Annotated in this window: 11 protein-coding genes; 6 read left to right on the forward strand and 5 right to left on the reverse strand. The window is 66.4% G+C overall.

Annotated features, from left to right (window positions below; translation table 11 throughout):
- Positions 1-102: 102 nt before the first annotated feature.
- The 4 genes from qhpG to DM872_RS12435 form a co-directional block, all read right to left on the reverse strand.
- Positions 103-1392, reverse strand: coding sequence for a flavin-dependent monooxygenase QhpG (gene qhpG, locus DM872_RS12420; RefSeq protein WP_179059783.1), 1290 nt, complete (start codon positions 1390-1392; stop codon positions 103-105).
- The gene (qhpE, locus tag DM872_RS12425; RefSeq protein WP_179059784.1) at positions 1385-2059 is read right to left on the reverse strand and encodes a subtilisin-like serine protease QhpE; all 675 of its coding nucleotides are present in this window, start codon (positions 2057-2059) and stop codon (positions 1385-1387) included. Before qhpE ends, qhpG begins: the two co-directional genes overlap by 8 nt.
- Complete coding sequence (locus tag DM872_RS12430) at positions 2049-3782, reverse strand: ABC transporter ATP-binding protein (protein WP_179059785.1); 1734 nt, start codon at positions 3780-3782, stop codon at positions 2049-2051. The genes qhpE and DM872_RS12430 overlap by 11 nt, the downstream gene beginning before the upstream one ends.
- Before the next feature lie 160 nt (positions 3783-3942).
- Positions 3943-5850, reverse strand: a complete 1908-nt coding sequence (locus tag DM872_RS12435) for a sigma-54-dependent Fis family transcriptional regulator (RefSeq protein WP_179059786.1) — start codon at positions 5848-5850, stop codon at positions 3943-3945.
- 218 nt (positions 5851-6068) lie between these two features.
- On the opposite strand from DM872_RS12435, the gene DM872_RS12440 reads away from it, so the two are divergent.
- The 6 genes from DM872_RS12440 to DM872_RS12465 all read left to right on the forward strand — a co-directional run bounded on the left by DM872_RS12440 (position 6069) and on the right by DM872_RS12465 (position 13271).
- Positions 6069-6467, forward strand: coding sequence for a MerR family transcriptional regulator (locus DM872_RS12440; RefSeq protein WP_179059787.1), 399 nt, complete (start codon positions 6069-6071; stop codon positions 6465-6467).
- A gap of 42 nt (positions 6468-6509) precedes the next feature.
- The gene (locus DM872_RS12445; RefSeq protein ID WP_077526199.1) at positions 6510-7673 is read left to right on the forward strand and encodes an isovaleryl-CoA dehydrogenase; all 1164 of its coding nucleotides are present in this window, start codon (positions 6510-6512) and stop codon (positions 7671-7673) included.
- A 107-nt stretch (positions 7674-7780) separates the two neighbouring features.
- On the forward strand, positions 7781-9388 hold the full coding sequence (locus tag DM872_RS12450) for a carboxyl transferase domain-containing protein (protein ID WP_179059788.1): 1608 nt from the start codon (positions 7781-7783) through the stop codon (positions 9386-9388).
- Positions 9389-9489: 101 nt separating this feature from the next.
- Positions 9490-10284 carry a gamma-carboxygeranoyl-CoA hydratase gene (locus DM872_RS12455; protein WP_179059789.1) on the forward strand — a complete coding sequence of 265 codons (795 nt, stop codon included), beginning with the start codon at positions 9490-9492 and terminating at the stop codon, positions 10282-10284.
- A 2-nt stretch (positions 10285-10286) separates the two neighbouring features.
- Positions 10287-12230, forward strand: coding sequence for an acetyl/propionyl/methylcrotonyl-CoA carboxylase subunit alpha (locus DM872_RS12460; protein ID WP_179059790.1), 1944 nt, complete (start codon positions 10287-10289; stop codon positions 12228-12230).
- Between the two features lie 135 nt (positions 12231-12365).
- Positions 12366-13271, forward strand: coding sequence for a hydroxymethylglutaryl-CoA lyase (locus tag DM872_RS12465; RefSeq protein ID WP_179059791.1), 906 nt, complete (start codon positions 12366-12368; stop codon positions 13269-13271).
- A gap of 293 nt (positions 13272-13564) precedes the next feature.
- On the opposite strand, the gene DM872_RS12470 is transcribed toward DM872_RS12465, so the two are convergent.
- Positions 13565-14983, reverse strand: a complete 1419-nt coding sequence (locus DM872_RS12470; protein ID WP_179059792.1) for a short-chain fatty acid transporter — start codon at positions 14981-14983, stop codon at positions 13565-13567.
- Positions 14984-14990: the final 7 nt, after the last annotated feature.

Consider the following 14990-nt stretch of genomic DNA (forward strand, 5'->3'; position numbering starts at 1 on the left):
GACTTGCGCATGGACGATGCCCACCGATCCAAATGCGACAGCCCCCAGGCCGAACAGGCTTGTTTCAGGGCGTCTGGAACGAGGGTCCCAGCCCGCCGGGCCTCAGGGCCGATAGCCCTGCGCCAGCAACCAGCCCTGCACCATCCGCCGCTGGGCTTCCGGCAACGCGGCCAGGGCGTGGTTCAGTTCTCCGCGCTGGAGAGCCGTGATGACGGGCGCGAGTTCGACACCTTGCAGGTGCCACATGCCCAGTGGCTGGTCGGCGGTGACCACCACCTCGACTTCTTCGATCAGGTCACCGTGGATGACCGGGGCGCGCTCTACCCTGACCTGACTGAAATCAGGCGCCGCATGCATGGGCTCGGCATCCGGCCAGCTGCGCCGGTCGCGCCAGAAGGATTGGTCGGGCCAGCGCTGCTCCAGGGCGTAGAAATCGCGACCGGTGCGGGCGAAGCGCAGGAAGAGATGTTCCACCCTGCGCTGGTGGAAGCGTCGGGCAAGGTCGGCGCGATCCGGCCGTTGCAGCATCGTATTGATCACCGCCGGTGCCTGCAGGGCGGACGACAGGGACTGGAAGATGCCGTTGCCGGAGAGCGGGTCCACGGCCATGGCTGCGTCCCCGACCCTCAGCCAGTTCGAGCCGCTGGCTTCATGGAAGAGGATGGCGGTGCTGCTGCGCGCATGGAGGCTGGCCGGCTGCAATGCGGCGTCGCCGAACAGCTCGCGCACCAGACCGGATTCGGCGCGACGCTGGGCGCAGTAGTCTGGGAGCTGGTCCTTGGGCGGCAGGCCGCTGGCGTCCAGGGTGATCTGCCAGTAGCAACGGCCATCGACCAGGCGCGCCATCCAGGCCCAGCCATCGGGCAGGCTTTCCACCGCCGAACCGGGATGGCCCGGTGCTTCCTGCCACTGGTTGAGCAGGCTGAGGGTTTCCGGCCCGCGCAGGCGGCCGCCGGCCAGCGGTGCCGAACGGCCTCGGGCTTCGACGAGGAAGTCAGCACGCAGCGGCTCGCCCGATTCGAGCTCGATCAGATGGCCGTCGTCGCTGCTCGCCACTTTCAGCACGCGGGCTTCCAATGTTTCGATTCCCGCCGCGTGCAGGTCTTCGCGGATGGCCGTATCGAACTGCGGGCGGTCCAGGAGGCATTCCTGGTTGATGGACTGGCCGTCGCCATTCCACAGGACACGACGCGGCGAAGGAGCGGCAGCGCAGGCAAGTGCATGTCGCAGGCCGGCCTGTCGCAGTCCATCCAGCACACGCTGGGAGACGCCTTCTACGGCCGTGAAGCGGCGCCACTCGCTGACCACGCACACGGAGTAGCCCAGCCGCTTCAGCCCCAAGGCCACCGCAGCGCCTGCGGGTCCGGCACCGAGTACGACGATTTCAGGCATGGCCACGGCGCTCCGGCCCGGTATAGGCAGCTCCTTCGTGCAGCCACTCCAGCACCGATTCACGACTGGCGCCAGGACGGGACTGTAGGTAACCGGCGATAATTCCGCTCAATGCCGCGCAACCAACGCTGGCGCCGGCCACGCCGTTGGCCGCCGCGACATGCGCACCAAAATCGGCCTGCGGGCTGTTCAGCCAGGACCACTGCCCCGGCGCGCAGCGAGCGTCGCCGGTTACACGGATCACGCCCGGATAGGCGGCCGGATACACCGGCTCGCCCTGCGCCGGGCTGGAAGCGCAAAGCAGGATGCCGGAGGCCTGGGCCAGCACGCAGGCCTCGCGCAGTACCGGTCGGTCGTTGCGCAGGCCAAGACTCATAGTGATCAAGGCCACGTCCTGTTCGATCAGCCAGTGCACTGCGGCGGCGATTTGCAGCGGGCTGGTCTGCCAGCGTTCGCCGAACACCTGGGCGACGCAGAGTCGGACCGGGCCGCACTGTCGCGTCAAGGTATCCAGCACGACGCGGCCGTGACCAAGGGCGTCGGGCTGGGTATCGCCTTCCTGCAATTCCCCACCTTCCAGCCAGAAGCGACGTGACTGGGCGACGACACCCGCCTGCTCCTGCGCAAATCCGCTGTCGACGATGCCGATGGCGAGGTCAATGGCCATGGCTCACCTGCTCGGGTTCCAGGCTGTGCAACTGGCCGTGCTCCAGCCGGAAGGCGATGTCAGCCTGGGCCAGAGTGGAGGGCCGGTGGCTGATGAGGATGCGCGTGCGCCCGGCAAAGAGCTGGTCGATGGCGGCGATCACTTCGCGCTCGGTGGCTTCGTCCACCGCCGAGGTGGCCTCGTCCAGCACGAGAATGAGCGGGTCCTGCAACAGTGCGCGGGCGATGGCGATGCGTTGTTTCTGGCCGCCGGAAAGCTGCTGGCCGCGTTCGCCCAACGGGCTGTCCAGGCCCAGCGGCAGGGATTCGATCAGGCTATCGAGCCGAGCCAGCCGCGCCACCTGTTCCAGGGCTTCGCGGCTGGCGTCCGGAGCGCTGTAGGCAAGGTTCTCGGCCAGGGTGCCACGGAACAGGACGATGTCCTGGCTGACCACGGCGATGCGCCGGCGCAGGGCGAACAGGTCCAGCTCGCGCAGGTCGGCGCCATCCAGCAGCACGCGGCCCTGGTCCGGGTCGTAGAAGCGTTGCAGCAAGTCGATCAGGGTGGATTTGCCGACGCCCGAAGCGCCGCTGAGGGCCACCTTGAGGCCAGCGGGAATGACCGCATCCACCCCGCGCAGTACAGCGCCAGCGCGCTGTTCATGGGCGAAGTGCACGCCCTCCAGGCGCAGCTCTCCCCTGCCCTCCGGCATGGCTTTGGGCGACTCGGGCTGGCGTACCGGCACCGGCTCCTGTTGCAGCTCCATCACCCGGCCAAGGCTGACGGTCATGCGTTGCAGCGCGACGTAGAGGCCCAGCAGGCTCTGCACCGGCCCCACGGCCATGCCGAGGTAGGTGGAGAAAGCGATCAGCGCGCCCAGCTGCCAGGTGCCCTGTATGACCCAGTAACCGCCGATGAGGAAAGCGCAGGCGCGGGACAGCGAGGTGAGCGTGCCGGGCACGGCGTGCGTGAAGAATTCGGTGACCTGCACCCGCAGCAATTGGCTCATGTAGCCCTGTCCCAACCCTTCCAGGCGGCGCGATTCGCGCTTCTGCTGGCCAGCGGCCTGGATGAATTTCATCGCCGGCAGGGTTTCCACCAGGAAGGACGACACATCCGCCGAACGCTCGCGCAGGCTGCGCACTTCGCGTTCCACCTTGCGCCGCATCCAGCGCAGCCAGAGCACTTCGATGGGGATCAACAGCGCCAGCAGCAACGACAATTGCCAGGACAGCAGCAGCATGAGGGTCACGGCGCCGATCAGGCCGATGACGCTGGAAACCGCCGAGAACAGCGAATCCACGGCGAATCGCTGGATCTCCGCCACATCGCCATCGAGTCGGGACAGGATGTCGCCGAGGCGCTTGCGACCGTAGAAGGCTGGCGAGAGTTGCTGGAGGTGGCGATAGAGGTCATCCCGCAAGGCGAAGAGGATGCGCCCGGAAAGCCGCGTGTGCAGGTAACGGTTGATACCCGACAGCGCCGTGCCAAGGATGCCGACGGCGATCATCGCGATAGCCACCTGCACCAGCTTGCTGAAATCCTTGGCCAGCAGCCCGTCGTCGATCAGGGTCTTGGTTAGCCAGGGCTGGGCCAGCACCAGCAGCGATGCGCCGAGGGACAGGCCGAGCAGCACCAGGATGGCGCGCAGCTGGGGACGGACGAAGCCATAGAGCCAGGCCAGGGCACGGCGCAGCAGGTCGGGGTCGCTGGTTTCTACGAGTTTGAGGAAGAGGCGGGTCATGGAGTTACGGCCAGAATTCGCAGATCAATTGTGGGGGCGAATTCATTCGCTATGGGCTGCAACGCAGCCTCCTTCGCTCTCGCAGGGCAAACCTGCGGTCTGCTTAGCGAATGAATTCGCCCCCACAGGGTTTCAGCCCCACATTGGCAGTTTGGGCGAGTCATCCCCGCAGCTGCTTCAACTTGCGATACAACGTCGCGCGGCTGATGCCAAGGGAATCGGCGGCGGCCGACACATTGCCCTGGTGGCGATCCAGCGCGCCGCGGATCAGTTCCAGTTCGTTCTCGCGGATGCTGCCGGGCTGGCGGCAGCTGGCGGTCAGGTCGTCCAGCAGGCTGTCGGTGAGGTGGTCGAGACCAAGCACCGTCTCGCCCTCTTCGCGCATGGCCAGGGCCGAGCGCAGGACCATTTCCAGCTGGCGGATGTTGCCCGGCCAGTCGTAGCCGGCGAGCAGTTCGGTGAGGTCCTTGTCGAGGCTCACATTGGTGGCGCCGAATTTGTGCAACACGCCGCTGATCATCCCCGCCAGGTCATCGCGCTCGCGCAGGGCCGGCAGGCGCAGGCTGACGCCGTTGATGCGGTAGTAGAGGTCTTCGCGGAAGTGCTTGTCCTGCACCAGGCGCTTGAGGTCACGGTGGGTCGCGCAGATCACCGCAACGTCTATGTGCTGCTCTTCCCCGGCACCCAGCGGCGCCACCTTGCGCTCCTGCAGCACGCGCAACAGTCGCGCCTGGAGGCTGAGCGGCATGTCGCCGATTTCATCGAGGAACAGGGTGCCGCCGTGGGCCTGCATCAGTCGGCCGACCATCCCACCCCGGCGCGAACCGGTGAAGGCGCCTTCGCGGTAGCCGAAGAGTTCGGATTCGATCAGGCCTTCAGGGATGGCGGCGCAGTTCACCGCCACGAAAGGTTTGTCGGCGCGCGGGCCGGACTGGTGCAGCGCGCGGGCCACCACCTCCTTGCCGGTACCGGTTTCGCCCAGCAGCAGCACCGGCAGCTCGTTGGCCAACCCCTGGCGGGCCATGCGCAGGGCACGGGCGAAGCGGCCGTCGCGGCCGGCCAATTCTTCCAGCAGTTGGGCCTTCTGCGCGGACGGAACCTTGGCAGCAGGTGCCGGGCCACTCAGGTTGGTGTGGCGCGGCACCTGCAAGGCACGGAAGAAGAACTCGCCCTTGGCCGTCTGCACGCTGCTCACGCCGCCCTGCAACAGGCGCGCGATGAACTGCGGCGAGCGCTCGCCGATCAGGTCGCTGGAACGCCGTCCCACCAGGGATTCACGGCGTATCTGCAGGAGGTCGCAGGCGCGCTCGTTGGCGGCCAGCACCTCGCCGTCGAGGCTCAGCGCCAGCAAGCCGTGCCAGGCGCTGCCGAGGTATTGCGGGCGGTTGTGGAAGGACAGCACCAGATGGTCCGGATAGCAGAGGCCAAACATGCGGCTCTCGATGTTTCCGGCCGCCAGCATCAGCGTGGAGAGGTTGTCCTGGGGCTGTGCCATGACGCCTTCGCGGGTCAGGTCGAGCACACCCATCACGCGGCCCTGCGGGTCACGCAGTGGGACCGAGGTGCAGGAAAACGGGCTGAGGCGATCGAGGTAATGCTCGCCGCAGTTGATCAGCGTCGGGCGCCCTTCGACCACTGCGGTGCCGATGGCGTTGGTGCCGCGCAGGGATTCGCTCCAGCAACTGCCGGGCTTGAGGTCGCGCAGGCCGAAGGTCTTGAGGAATTCAGTCTGGCCCTCGATGGCGAGGACGTTGGCCTGGGCATCGCCGAGGATGATCAGCCCGCCCTTGCCCTGCTGGCTGACCAGGTATTCGAGTTCGGGAGTGGCGGCGTCGATCAAAAGGCGGTTGCTGTCCAACAGCAGTTGCAGGTCGTGGCCCTGCTCCAGCCCCACCTGGTCACCTTCCAGGCAGTTGAGGCCGTGCTCCAGGCTGCGCCGCCAGGAGGCATCGATTTCGTCGCGCAGCACGCCCTGGGGCAGTTCGCCCTCGCTGGCCAGCTTCAGGCGGAACTCCCGCGATTCTTGCAATGGATCGGCAGCGGTTTTTATTCGAATGTCTTGCGCCATCTCTCGCTCCAGCGTGCGCCCCGGCTTAGGCCGGCGGTTGATCGCACGCCATGAATGTCTACACCCCCGGCCCGCGTCCGTAAAGAGCGGGCCACTTCCCCCGCAAGGAGCAAGTATCAAGCCATTTCGGCCGTCGCCTGCCGTTGCGGTGCGTAGTTGACAGTCAGGTTGGCACAGGTTTACGTTAACGTAAAGGTAAACACAGAGACGGCTCTTCCATGCCCACCACTTACAGCATTTCCGACCTGGCCCGCGAACTGGACGTCACCACCCGCGCCATCCGCTTCTATGAAGAGCAAGGCATGCTCAGCCCCGAGCGCCGTGGCCAGGAACGCATCTACAGCCCGAAGGACCTGGTGGCGCTGAAGCTCATCCTGCGGGGCAAGCGCATCGGCTTCTCCCTGGCCGAATGCAAGGAACTGATCGACCTCTACGACCCCAGCAGCGGCAACCGCAAGCAGCTGGAAACCTTCATGGGCAAGATCGCCGCGCGCCGCGCGCAGCTTGAACAGCAGTTGCTGGACATCCAGCAGATGCAGCTGGAACTGGATACGGCCGAGGAACGCTGCCTGGCGGCGATGGCTGAAACCGAACGCAAACAGGGCGTCGATGCCTGACCCCTCCCCCACTCACCGACAATGACAAGCACAGGTGTAACGATGAGCTATCCCACCCTCAATTTCGGTCTCGGCGAGACCATCGACATGCTGCGCGATTCCGTCTATCAGTTCGCTCAGGCCGAGCTGGCTCCGCGTGCTGCGCAGATCGACCGCGATAATGAGTTCCCCATGGACATGTGGCGCAAGTTCGGCGACATGGGCCTGCTGGGCATGACCGTGGAAGAGGAGTACGGCGGCACCAACATGGGTTACCTCGCTCACGTGGTGGCCATGGAAGAGATCAGCCGCGCGTCCGCCTCGGTCGGCCTGTCCTACGGCGCCCACTCCAACCTGTGCCTCAACCAGATCCGCAAGAACGGCACCCACGAGCAGAAGCTCAAGTACCTGCCCAAGCTGTGCTCCGGCGAACACGTCGGCGCACTGGCCATGAGCGAGCCCAATGCCGGCTCGGACGTGGTGTCGATGAAGCTGCGCGCCGAGAAGAAAGGCGACCGCTACGTGCTCAACGGCAACAAGATGTGGATCACCAACGGCCCGGACGCCAACACCTACGTGATCTATGCCAAGACCGACGTCAACGCCGGTTCGCGCGGCATGACCGCCTTCATCGTCGAGCGCGACTACAAGGGCTTCTCCCGCCACCAGAAGCTGGACAAGCTTGGGATGCGCGGCTCCAACACCTGCGAGCTGGTGTTCGAGGACGTTGAAGTACCGGAGGAAAACATCCTCGGTGCGGAAGGCCGTGGCGTGGCCGTGCTGATGAGCGGCCTGGACTACGAGCGCACCGTGCTCTCGGGTGGCCCGACCGGGATCATGACCGCCTGCATGGACGTGGTGCTGCCCTACGTGCATGAGCGCCAGCAGTTCAAGCAATCCATCGGCGAATTCCAGCTGGTGCAGGGCAAGCTGGCCGACATGTACGCCGGCATGAACGCCTCCAAGTCCTACCTGTACAACGTTGCCAAGGCCTGCGACCGCGGCGAGGAATCGCGCAAGGACGCCGCCGCAGTGATCCTCTACACCGCAGAGATGGCCACCAAGATGGCCCTGGACACCATCCAGCTGCTCGGTGGCAACGGCTACACCAACGAGTACCCGGCCGGCCGCCTGCTGCGCGACGCCAAGCTCTACGAGATCGGCGCCGGCACCAGCGAAATCCGCCGCATGCTGATCGGCCGCGAGCTGTACAACGAAACCCGCTGATCGCCACACCGCCCCTGTAGGAGCGAGCTTGCTCGCGAACAAGCCTTCGCCAGCAAGCTGGCTCCTACAGGAAAGCGCCGGTACAGACACTCGACGGAGCGCGCCAGATGGCCATCCTGCACACCCAGATCAATACCCGTTCCCCGGAATTCGCCCGCAACAGCGCAGCGATGCTCGAACAGGTCGGTGCCCTGCACACGCTGCTCGGCCGCATCCATGAAGGCGGCGGCGCCAAGGCCCAGGAACGCCACACCTCGCGCGGCAAGCTGCTGCCCCGCGAGCGCATCAACCGCCTGCTGGACGCCGGCTCGCCCTTCCTCGAAATCGGCCAGTTGGCCGCCCATGAGGTGTACGGCGAAGACGTGCCCGCCGCAGGCGTCGTGGCCGGCATCGGCCGCGTGGAAGGCGTGGAATGCATGATCGTGGCCAACGACGCGACGGTGAAAGGCGGCTCCTACTACCCGCTGACCGTGAAGAAGCACCTGCGCGCCCAGACCATCGCCCAGCAGAACCGCCTGCCGTGCATCTATCTGGTGGACTCGGGTGGCGCCAACCTGCCGCGCCAGGAAGACGTATTCCCCGACCGCGAGCACTTCGGCCGCATTTTCTTCAACCAGGCCAACATGAGCGCCATGGGCATTCCGCAGATCGCGGTGGTCATGGGCTCCTGCACCGCCGGTGGCGCCTACGTGCCGGCGATGTCCGACGAAACCATCATGGTGCGCAACCAGGCCACCATCTTCCTCGCCGGCCCGCCGCTGGTGAAGGCCGCCACCGGTGAGGTGGTGACCGCCGAAGAACTGGGCGGCGCCGATGTGCACTGCAAGACCTCGGGCGTGGCCGACCACTACGCCGAAAGCGACGAACACGCCCTGGCCCTGGCCCGCCGCAGCATCGCCAACCTCAACTGGCGCAAGTCCGGCGAGCTGAACCTGCGTGCCCCGCTCGCGCCGCGCTTCGCCAGTGACGAGCTGTACGGCGTGATCCCGGCTGACGCCAAGCAGCCCTTCGACGTGCGTGAAGTCATCGCCCGCCTGGTGGACGACTCCGAATTCGATGAGTTCAAGGCACTGTTCGGCACCACCCTGGTGTGCGGCTTCGCCCACCTGCACGGCTACCCCATCGCCATCCTCGCCAACAACGGCATCCTCTTCGCCGAAGCCGCGCAGAAAGGCGCGCACTTCATCGAACTGGCCTGCCAGCGCGGCATCCCGCTGCTGTTCCTGCAGAACATCACCGGCTTCATGGTCGGCAAGAAGTACGAAGAAGGCGGCATCGCCAAGCACGGCGCCAAGCTGGTGACGGCAGTGGCCTGCGCCAAGGTGCCGAAGTTCACCGTGATCATTGGCGGCAGCTTCGGCGCCGGTAACTACGGCATGTGCGGCCGCGCCTACGATCCGCGCTTCCTGTGGATGTGGCCCAACGCGCGCATCGGCGTGATGGGTGCCGAGCAGGCCGCTGGCGTGCTCACCCAGGTCAAGCGGGAACAGAGCGAACGTGCCGGCCACAGCCTGAGCGCGGAAGACGAAGCGCGCATCAAGCAGCCGATCCTCGAGCAGTACGAGCGCCAGGCGCATTCCTACTACTCCAGCGCACGACTGTGGGACGACGGCGTGATCGACCCGGCGCAGACCCGCGACGTGCTGGGCCTCGCCCTCTCCGCCAGCCTCAACGCCCCGATCGAGCGGACCACCTTCGGCGTGTTCCGGATGTAAACCCTGCTTGCGAGCGGTGGAGCCATCGTAGGAGCCAGCTTGCTGGCGAACCCGGGGACCACCGCTGATCGCGAGCAAGCTCGCTCCTACAGGAGAGCACCATGACCGACTTCACCACGCTGCAACTGGACTTCGCCGACAACGGCGTCGCCACCCTCTGGCTCAACCGCCCGGAGAAGAACAACGCCTTCAACGCCGGGATGATCCGCGAACTGATCCTCGCCCTGGACGCCATCAAGGACCACGGCAAGGTGCGTTTCCTGGTCCTGCGCGGCCGTGGCCGGCACTTCTCCGCCGGCGCGGACCTGGCCTGGATGCAGGAATCCGCCCAGCTCGACTACGCCGCCAACCTCGATGATTCCCGCGAGCTGGCCGAGCTGATGTACAACCTCTACCACCTCAAGGTACCGACCCTGGCCGTGGTGCAAGGCGCTGCCTTCGGTGGCGCCCTGGGCCTGATCAGCTGCTGCGACATGGCCATCGGCGCCGTGGACGCACAGTTCTCCCTCTCCGAAGTACGCATCGGCCTCGCCCCCGCGGTGATCAGCCCCTTCGTGGTGCAGGCCATCGGCGAACGCGCCGCGCGCCGCTATGCCCTGACCGCCGAGCGTTTCAGCGGCGAGCGTGCCCGTGAACTGGGTCTGCTCGCCGAGTGCTACCCGGCCGAGGAGCTGGACCAGGCGCTGGAAACCTGGACCGCCAACCTGCTGCAGAACAGCCCGCAGGCCATGAGTGCCACCAAGGACCTGCTGCGCGAAGTCGGCAGCGGTGTCCTCAGCCCCAACCTGCGCCGCTACACCGAGAGCGCCATCGCCCGCATCCGGGTAAGCCCCGAAGGCCAGGAGGGCCTGCGCGCCTTCCTGGAAAAACGCAAACCGTCCTGGCAGGAGCAATAAGAATGATCACCACCCTGCTGATCGCCAACCGCGGTGAGATCGCCTGCCGCGTCATGCGCACCGCCAAGGCGCTGGGTATCCGTACCGTCGCCGTACACAGCGCCATCGACCGCAACGCCCGCCATGTGCGCGAAGCCGATATCGCCGTCGACCTCGGCGGCGCCAAGCCGGCGGAAAGCTACCTGCTGGTGGACAAGCTGATCGCCGCCGCCAAGGTCAGCGGCGCCCAGGCCATCCACCCCGGCTACGGTTTCCTCTCGGAGAACGCCGGCTTCGCCCGCGCCATCGCCGATGCCGGCCTGATCTTCCTCGGCCCACCGGCCACCGCCATCGACGCCATGGGCAGCAAGTCCGCCGCCAAGGCCCTGATGGAAGCTGCCGGCGTACCGCTGGTGCCCGGCTACCACGGCGAAGCCCAGGACCTGGAAACCTTCCGCGACGCCGCCGAGCGCATCGGCTACCCGGTGCTGCTGAAGGCCGCCGCTGGTGGTGGCGGCAAGGGCATGAAGGTGGTCGAGCGCGAAAGCGAGCTGGCCGAAGCCCTCGCCTCCGCCCAGCGCGAAGCCAAGTCTGCCTTTGGCGACTCGCGCATGCTGGTGGAGAAGTACGTCCTCAAGCCGCGCCACGTTGAAATCCAGGTATTCGCCGACAGCCACGGCAACTGCCTGTACCTGAACGAGCGCGATTGCTCCATCCAGCGCCGTCACCAGAAAGTCGTGGAAGAAGCGCCCGCCCCCGGCCTCTCGCCGGACATCCGCAAGGCCATGGGTGAGTCCGCCGTGCGTGCCGCCCAGGCCATCGGCTACGTGGGCGCCGGCACCGTGGAATTCCTGCTGGACGAGCGCGGCGACTTCTTCTTCATGGAGATGAACACCCGCCTGCAGGTGGAACACCCGGTCACCGAAGCCATCACCGGCCTCGACCTGGTGGCCTGGCAGATTCGCGTTGCCCGTGGCGAAGCACTGCCGATCACCCAGGAGCAGGTGCCGCTGATCGGCCATGCCATTGAAGTGCGCCTCTACGCCGAAGACCCGGACCAGGACTTCCTGCCCGCCAGTGGTCGTCTCGCCCTCTACCGCGAAGCCAATGCCGGCCCGGGCCGCCGCGTGGACAGCGGGGTTGCCGAAGGCGACGAAGTTTCGCCCTTCTACGACCCGATGCTGGCCAAGCTGATCGCCTGGGGCGAGAACCGCGAGGAAGCCCGTCAACGCCTGCTGGCCATGCTCGACGAAACCGCCGTAGGCGGCTTCAAGACCAACCTGGCCTTCCTTCGTCGCGTGCTGGCCCATCCGGCCTTCGCCGATGCGGAGCTGGACACTGGCTTCATCGCCCGTCACCAGGAGCAACTGCTGCCCGCCCCGGCCGCCCTGCCCCCGGCCTTCTGGCAGGTGGCCGGCGAAGCCTTCCGCCAAGGCGAAGCCGAGCGTGTACGCGGCGACGACCCGCACTCGCCGTGGAGCCGTAACAGCGGCTGGCGCGCGGGCCTGCCGAGCGAAACTGACCTGCATCTGACCTGCGGCGATGAGCGCCAGGTAGTGCGCCTGCGTGGCGCCGCCGCCAGCCCGATCCAGCTCAAGGGCGAGCAGATCACCCTGGAGCAGGACGGTCTGCGCCGCCAGCACCTGGCGATCCGTCGCGGTGAAAACCTCTACCTGGAATGGGACGGCGAGCTGCGCAGCGTCGCCCGCGTCGACCCCATCGAAGAAGTGGAAGCCAGCCACGCCCATCACGGCGGGCTGACGGCGCCCATGAACGGCAGTATCGTGCGTGTCCTGGTGGAAGCCGGTCAGAAGGTCGAAGCCGGCACCGCCCTGGTGGTGCTCGAAGCCATGAAGATGGAACACAGCATCCGCGCGCCCCACGACGGCGTGGTCAAGGCGCTGTATTGCAACGAGGGCGAGCTGGTCAAAGAAGGCACCGCGCTGGTGGAGCTGGAAGAGGCCTGAGGCTTTGCCATGGCGCTTCTGTAGGATGGGTGGAGCCTGCGATACCCATCGCGGAGTTGATGGGTATCGCTCCGCTCCACCCATCCTACGAAATGGATACGCCTTGCCTGTATGCATCGAAAGAGAGATGACGCAATGACTATTCCCAGCAAGGTCCGCCTGGTCGAAGTCGGCCCGCGCGATGGCCTGCAGAACGAGAAACAACCCATCAGCGTCGCCGACAAGGTGCGCCTGGTGGACGACCTCACCGCCGCCGGCCTCGGCTATGTCGAAGTCGGCAGTTTCGTCTCGCCCAAGTGGGTGCCACAGATGGCAGGCTCCGCCGAAGTCTTCGCGCAGATCCAGCGCAAGGTTGGCGTCACCTACGCGGCCCTGGCACCGAACCTCAAGGGTTTCGAGGCGGCCGTGGAGGCCGGGGTGAAGGAAGTGGCGGTGTTCGCTGCCGCGTCCGAGTCCTTCTCGCAGAAGAACATCAACTGCTCCATCGCCGAGAGCCTGGAACGCTTCGTCCCTGTGATGGAAGCGGCCAAGGCCAACGGCATCAGCGTGCGCGGCTATGTGTCCTGCGTGCTGGGTTGCCCCTATGACGGCGAGGTGCCCGCCGAACAGGTGGCTGCCGTCGCCGCCGAGCTGTACGCCATGGGCTGCTACGAAGTTTCCCTGGGCGACACCATCGGCACCGGCACCGCCGGCGCGACCCGCCATCTGATCAACGTGGTGGGCACCCGCGTGCCGCGCGACAAGCTCGCCGGCCATTTCCACGACACCTTCGGCCAAGCGGTGGCGAACATCCACGCCAGCCTGCTGGAAGGCATCGCCGTGTTCGACAGCTCGGTCGCGGGGCTGGGCGGCTGCCCTTATGCCAAAGGCGCCACCGGCAACGTCGCCACCGAGGATGTGCTCTACCTGCTCAATGGCATGGGCATCGAGACCGGTATCGACATGGGCAAGCTGGTGGATGCGGGGCAACGCATCTGCGCGGTGCTCGGCAAGGAGAATGGCTCGCGGGTTGCGCGGGCGATTCTGGCGAAGCGGGGCTGACCTCAGCGCGTGATTCGCCCCTCTTCTGTGGGGGCGAATTCATTCGCCAAGGAGCGCGTAGCGCTCCTATTGCTGTGTCCATCTGAAGCTTCTGGCCGGGTGATCAGCATTTCCCCCTCACCCCAACCCTCTCCCTCAGGGAGAGGGGGCTGTCCGTGCGACGCTTCAGGATTGCACGGAACATCAGGCGCGAGTCACCCCTCTCCTCTTCAGGGAGAGGGGCCGGGGCGGGCCGCGTTCGGATGAGGGCAATTCCCCGCGCAGATATCACAATCGACGCCCTCCCCAAAACCTCAAGGCATCACCGGCGGCACATACGTCAGGGTGGTCCCCAGCGCCCACAGCAGCACCATCACCAGCGGGATATGCACCAGCAGCTGGACGAAGGAGAAGCCGATCAGGTCGCGCGCCTTCAGCCCCAGCACGCCCAGCAGCGGCAGCATGTAGAAGGGGTTGATCAGGTTCGGCAGCGCTTCCGCAGCGTTGTAGATCTGCACCGACCAGCCCAGGTGGTACTGCAGCTCGTTCGCCACCTGCATCACGTAGGGCGCCTCGATGATCCACTTGCCGCCACCCGACGGGATGAAGAAGCCCAGAACAGCCGAATACACGCCCATCAGCAGCGCGTAGGTATCGTGGTTGGCGATCTGCACGAAGAAGGTGGAGATGTGGTGCGCCAGGGTCTGGCCGTCGCTGCCGTTGACGGTGGTCATGATGGCGGCGATGGAGCCGTACAGCGGGAACTGGATCAGCACGCCAGTGGTGGTCGGCACAGCGCGGGCCACGGCGTCGAGGAAGCTGCGCGGGCGCCAGTGCAGCAGCGCGCCGGCCATGATGAACAGCAGGTTGTAGGTGTTCAGGCCGGAGATGGCGGTGATCGCCGGCTTGCTGGCGAACTCCTGGGCCAGCCAACCGCCGGCCAGGGCCACCAGCAGGATGATCAGCAGCGGGCTGTGTTCCAGCCATTCGCCCGGACGGGTCGGCTTGACCTGGGGCGGCGCGGTGAAGCTCGGGTCCACGCCACAGGCTTTGGCGTCACGAGCACTGGCAGCGCTCGGCGCGGTCATGTAGGCGATCACCAGCGACACCACGATCAGCGCCAGCAGCATCACACCCGACTGCCAGAGGAAGATGGTCTCGGTGAAGGGAATCACGCCGGTGATGGCAAGGATGGACGGCGGCAGGCTGGCCGGGTTGGCCTGCAGCTGGGCGGCCGACGAAGACAGGCCCAGCGCCCAGACCGCGCCCAGGCCCAGGTAGGCGGCGGCACCGGCCGCGCGGTAATCCATCTTCAGCTCTTCGCGGCGGGCCAGGGCGCGCACCAGCAGGCCACCGAACACCAGGGACAGCCCCCAGTTGAGCAAGGACGCGACCATCGAGATCAGCGCCACCCAGCACACGGCGGAGCGGCCGTTTTTCGGCACGCGGGCCAGCAGGTCGATCAGGCGCGAGGCTGGGCCGGAGCTGGCGACCACGTAGCCGCCGATGACCACGAAGGCCATTTGCATGGTGAAGGGAATCAGGCTCCAGAATCCGTCGCCAAAGGCTTTGGCCGCCTGGCTGGCCGGTGCACCCATGCCCAGCGCGGCGACGGTGACCAGCAGTACGGCGACTGCGGCGAAGACCCAGGAATCGGGGAACCAACGTTCCGCCCAGGCGGAGCAGCGCATGGCAAAGCGGGCTGAACGACTTTCTTGAAGTGTGGTGGCCATCGGGTAC

It is taken from the genome of Pseudomonas taiwanensis (assembly GCF_013393345.1).
Classification (GTDB): Bacteria; Pseudomonadota; Gammaproteobacteria; order Pseudomonadales; family Pseudomonadaceae; genus Metapseudomonas; species Metapseudomonas resinovorans_C.

Bases quoted from the DNA above. Each gene is read 5' to 3' on its own strand.
- DM872_RS12465 (WP_179059791.1), top strand. From the start codon at position 12,366: ATGACTATTCCCAGCAAGGTCCGCCTGGTCGAAGTCGGCCCGCGCGAT.
- qhpG (WP_179059783.1), bottom strand. From the start codon at position 1,392: ATGCCTGAAATCGTCGTACTCGGTGCCGGACCCGCAGGCGCTGCGGTG.
- DM872_RS12460 (WP_179059790.1), top strand. From the start codon at position 10,287: ATGATCACCACCCTGCTGATCGCCAACCGCGGTGAGATCGCCTGCCGC.
- DM872_RS12440 (WP_179059787.1), top strand. From the start codon at position 6,069: ATGCCCACCACTTACAGCATTTCCGACCTGGCCCGCGAACTGGACGTC.
- DM872_RS12435 (WP_179059786.1), bottom strand. From the start codon at position 5,850: ATGGCGCAAGACATTCGAATAAAAACCGCTGCCGATCCATTGCAAGAA.
- DM872_RS12445 (WP_077526199.1), top strand. From the start codon at position 6,510: ATGAGCTATCCCACCCTCAATTTCGGTCTCGGCGAGACCATCGACATG.
- DM872_RS12430 (WP_179059785.1), bottom strand. From the start codon at position 3,782: ATGACCCGCCTCTTCCTCAAACTCGTAGAAACCAGCGACCCCGACCTG.
- qhpE (WP_179059784.1), bottom strand. From the start codon at position 2,059: ATGGCCATTGACCTCGCCATCGGCATCGTCGACAGCGGATTTGCGCAG.
- DM872_RS12450 (WP_179059788.1), top strand. From the start codon at position 7,781: ATGGCCATCCTGCACACCCAGATCAATACCCGTTCCCCGGAATTCGCC.
- DM872_RS12455 (WP_179059789.1), top strand. From the start codon at position 9,490: ATGACCGACTTCACCACGCTGCAACTGGACTTCGCCGACAACGGCGTC.
- DM872_RS12470 (WP_179059792.1), bottom strand. From the start codon at position 14,983: ATGGCCACCACACTTCAAGAAAGTCGTTCAGCCCGCTTTGCCATGCGC.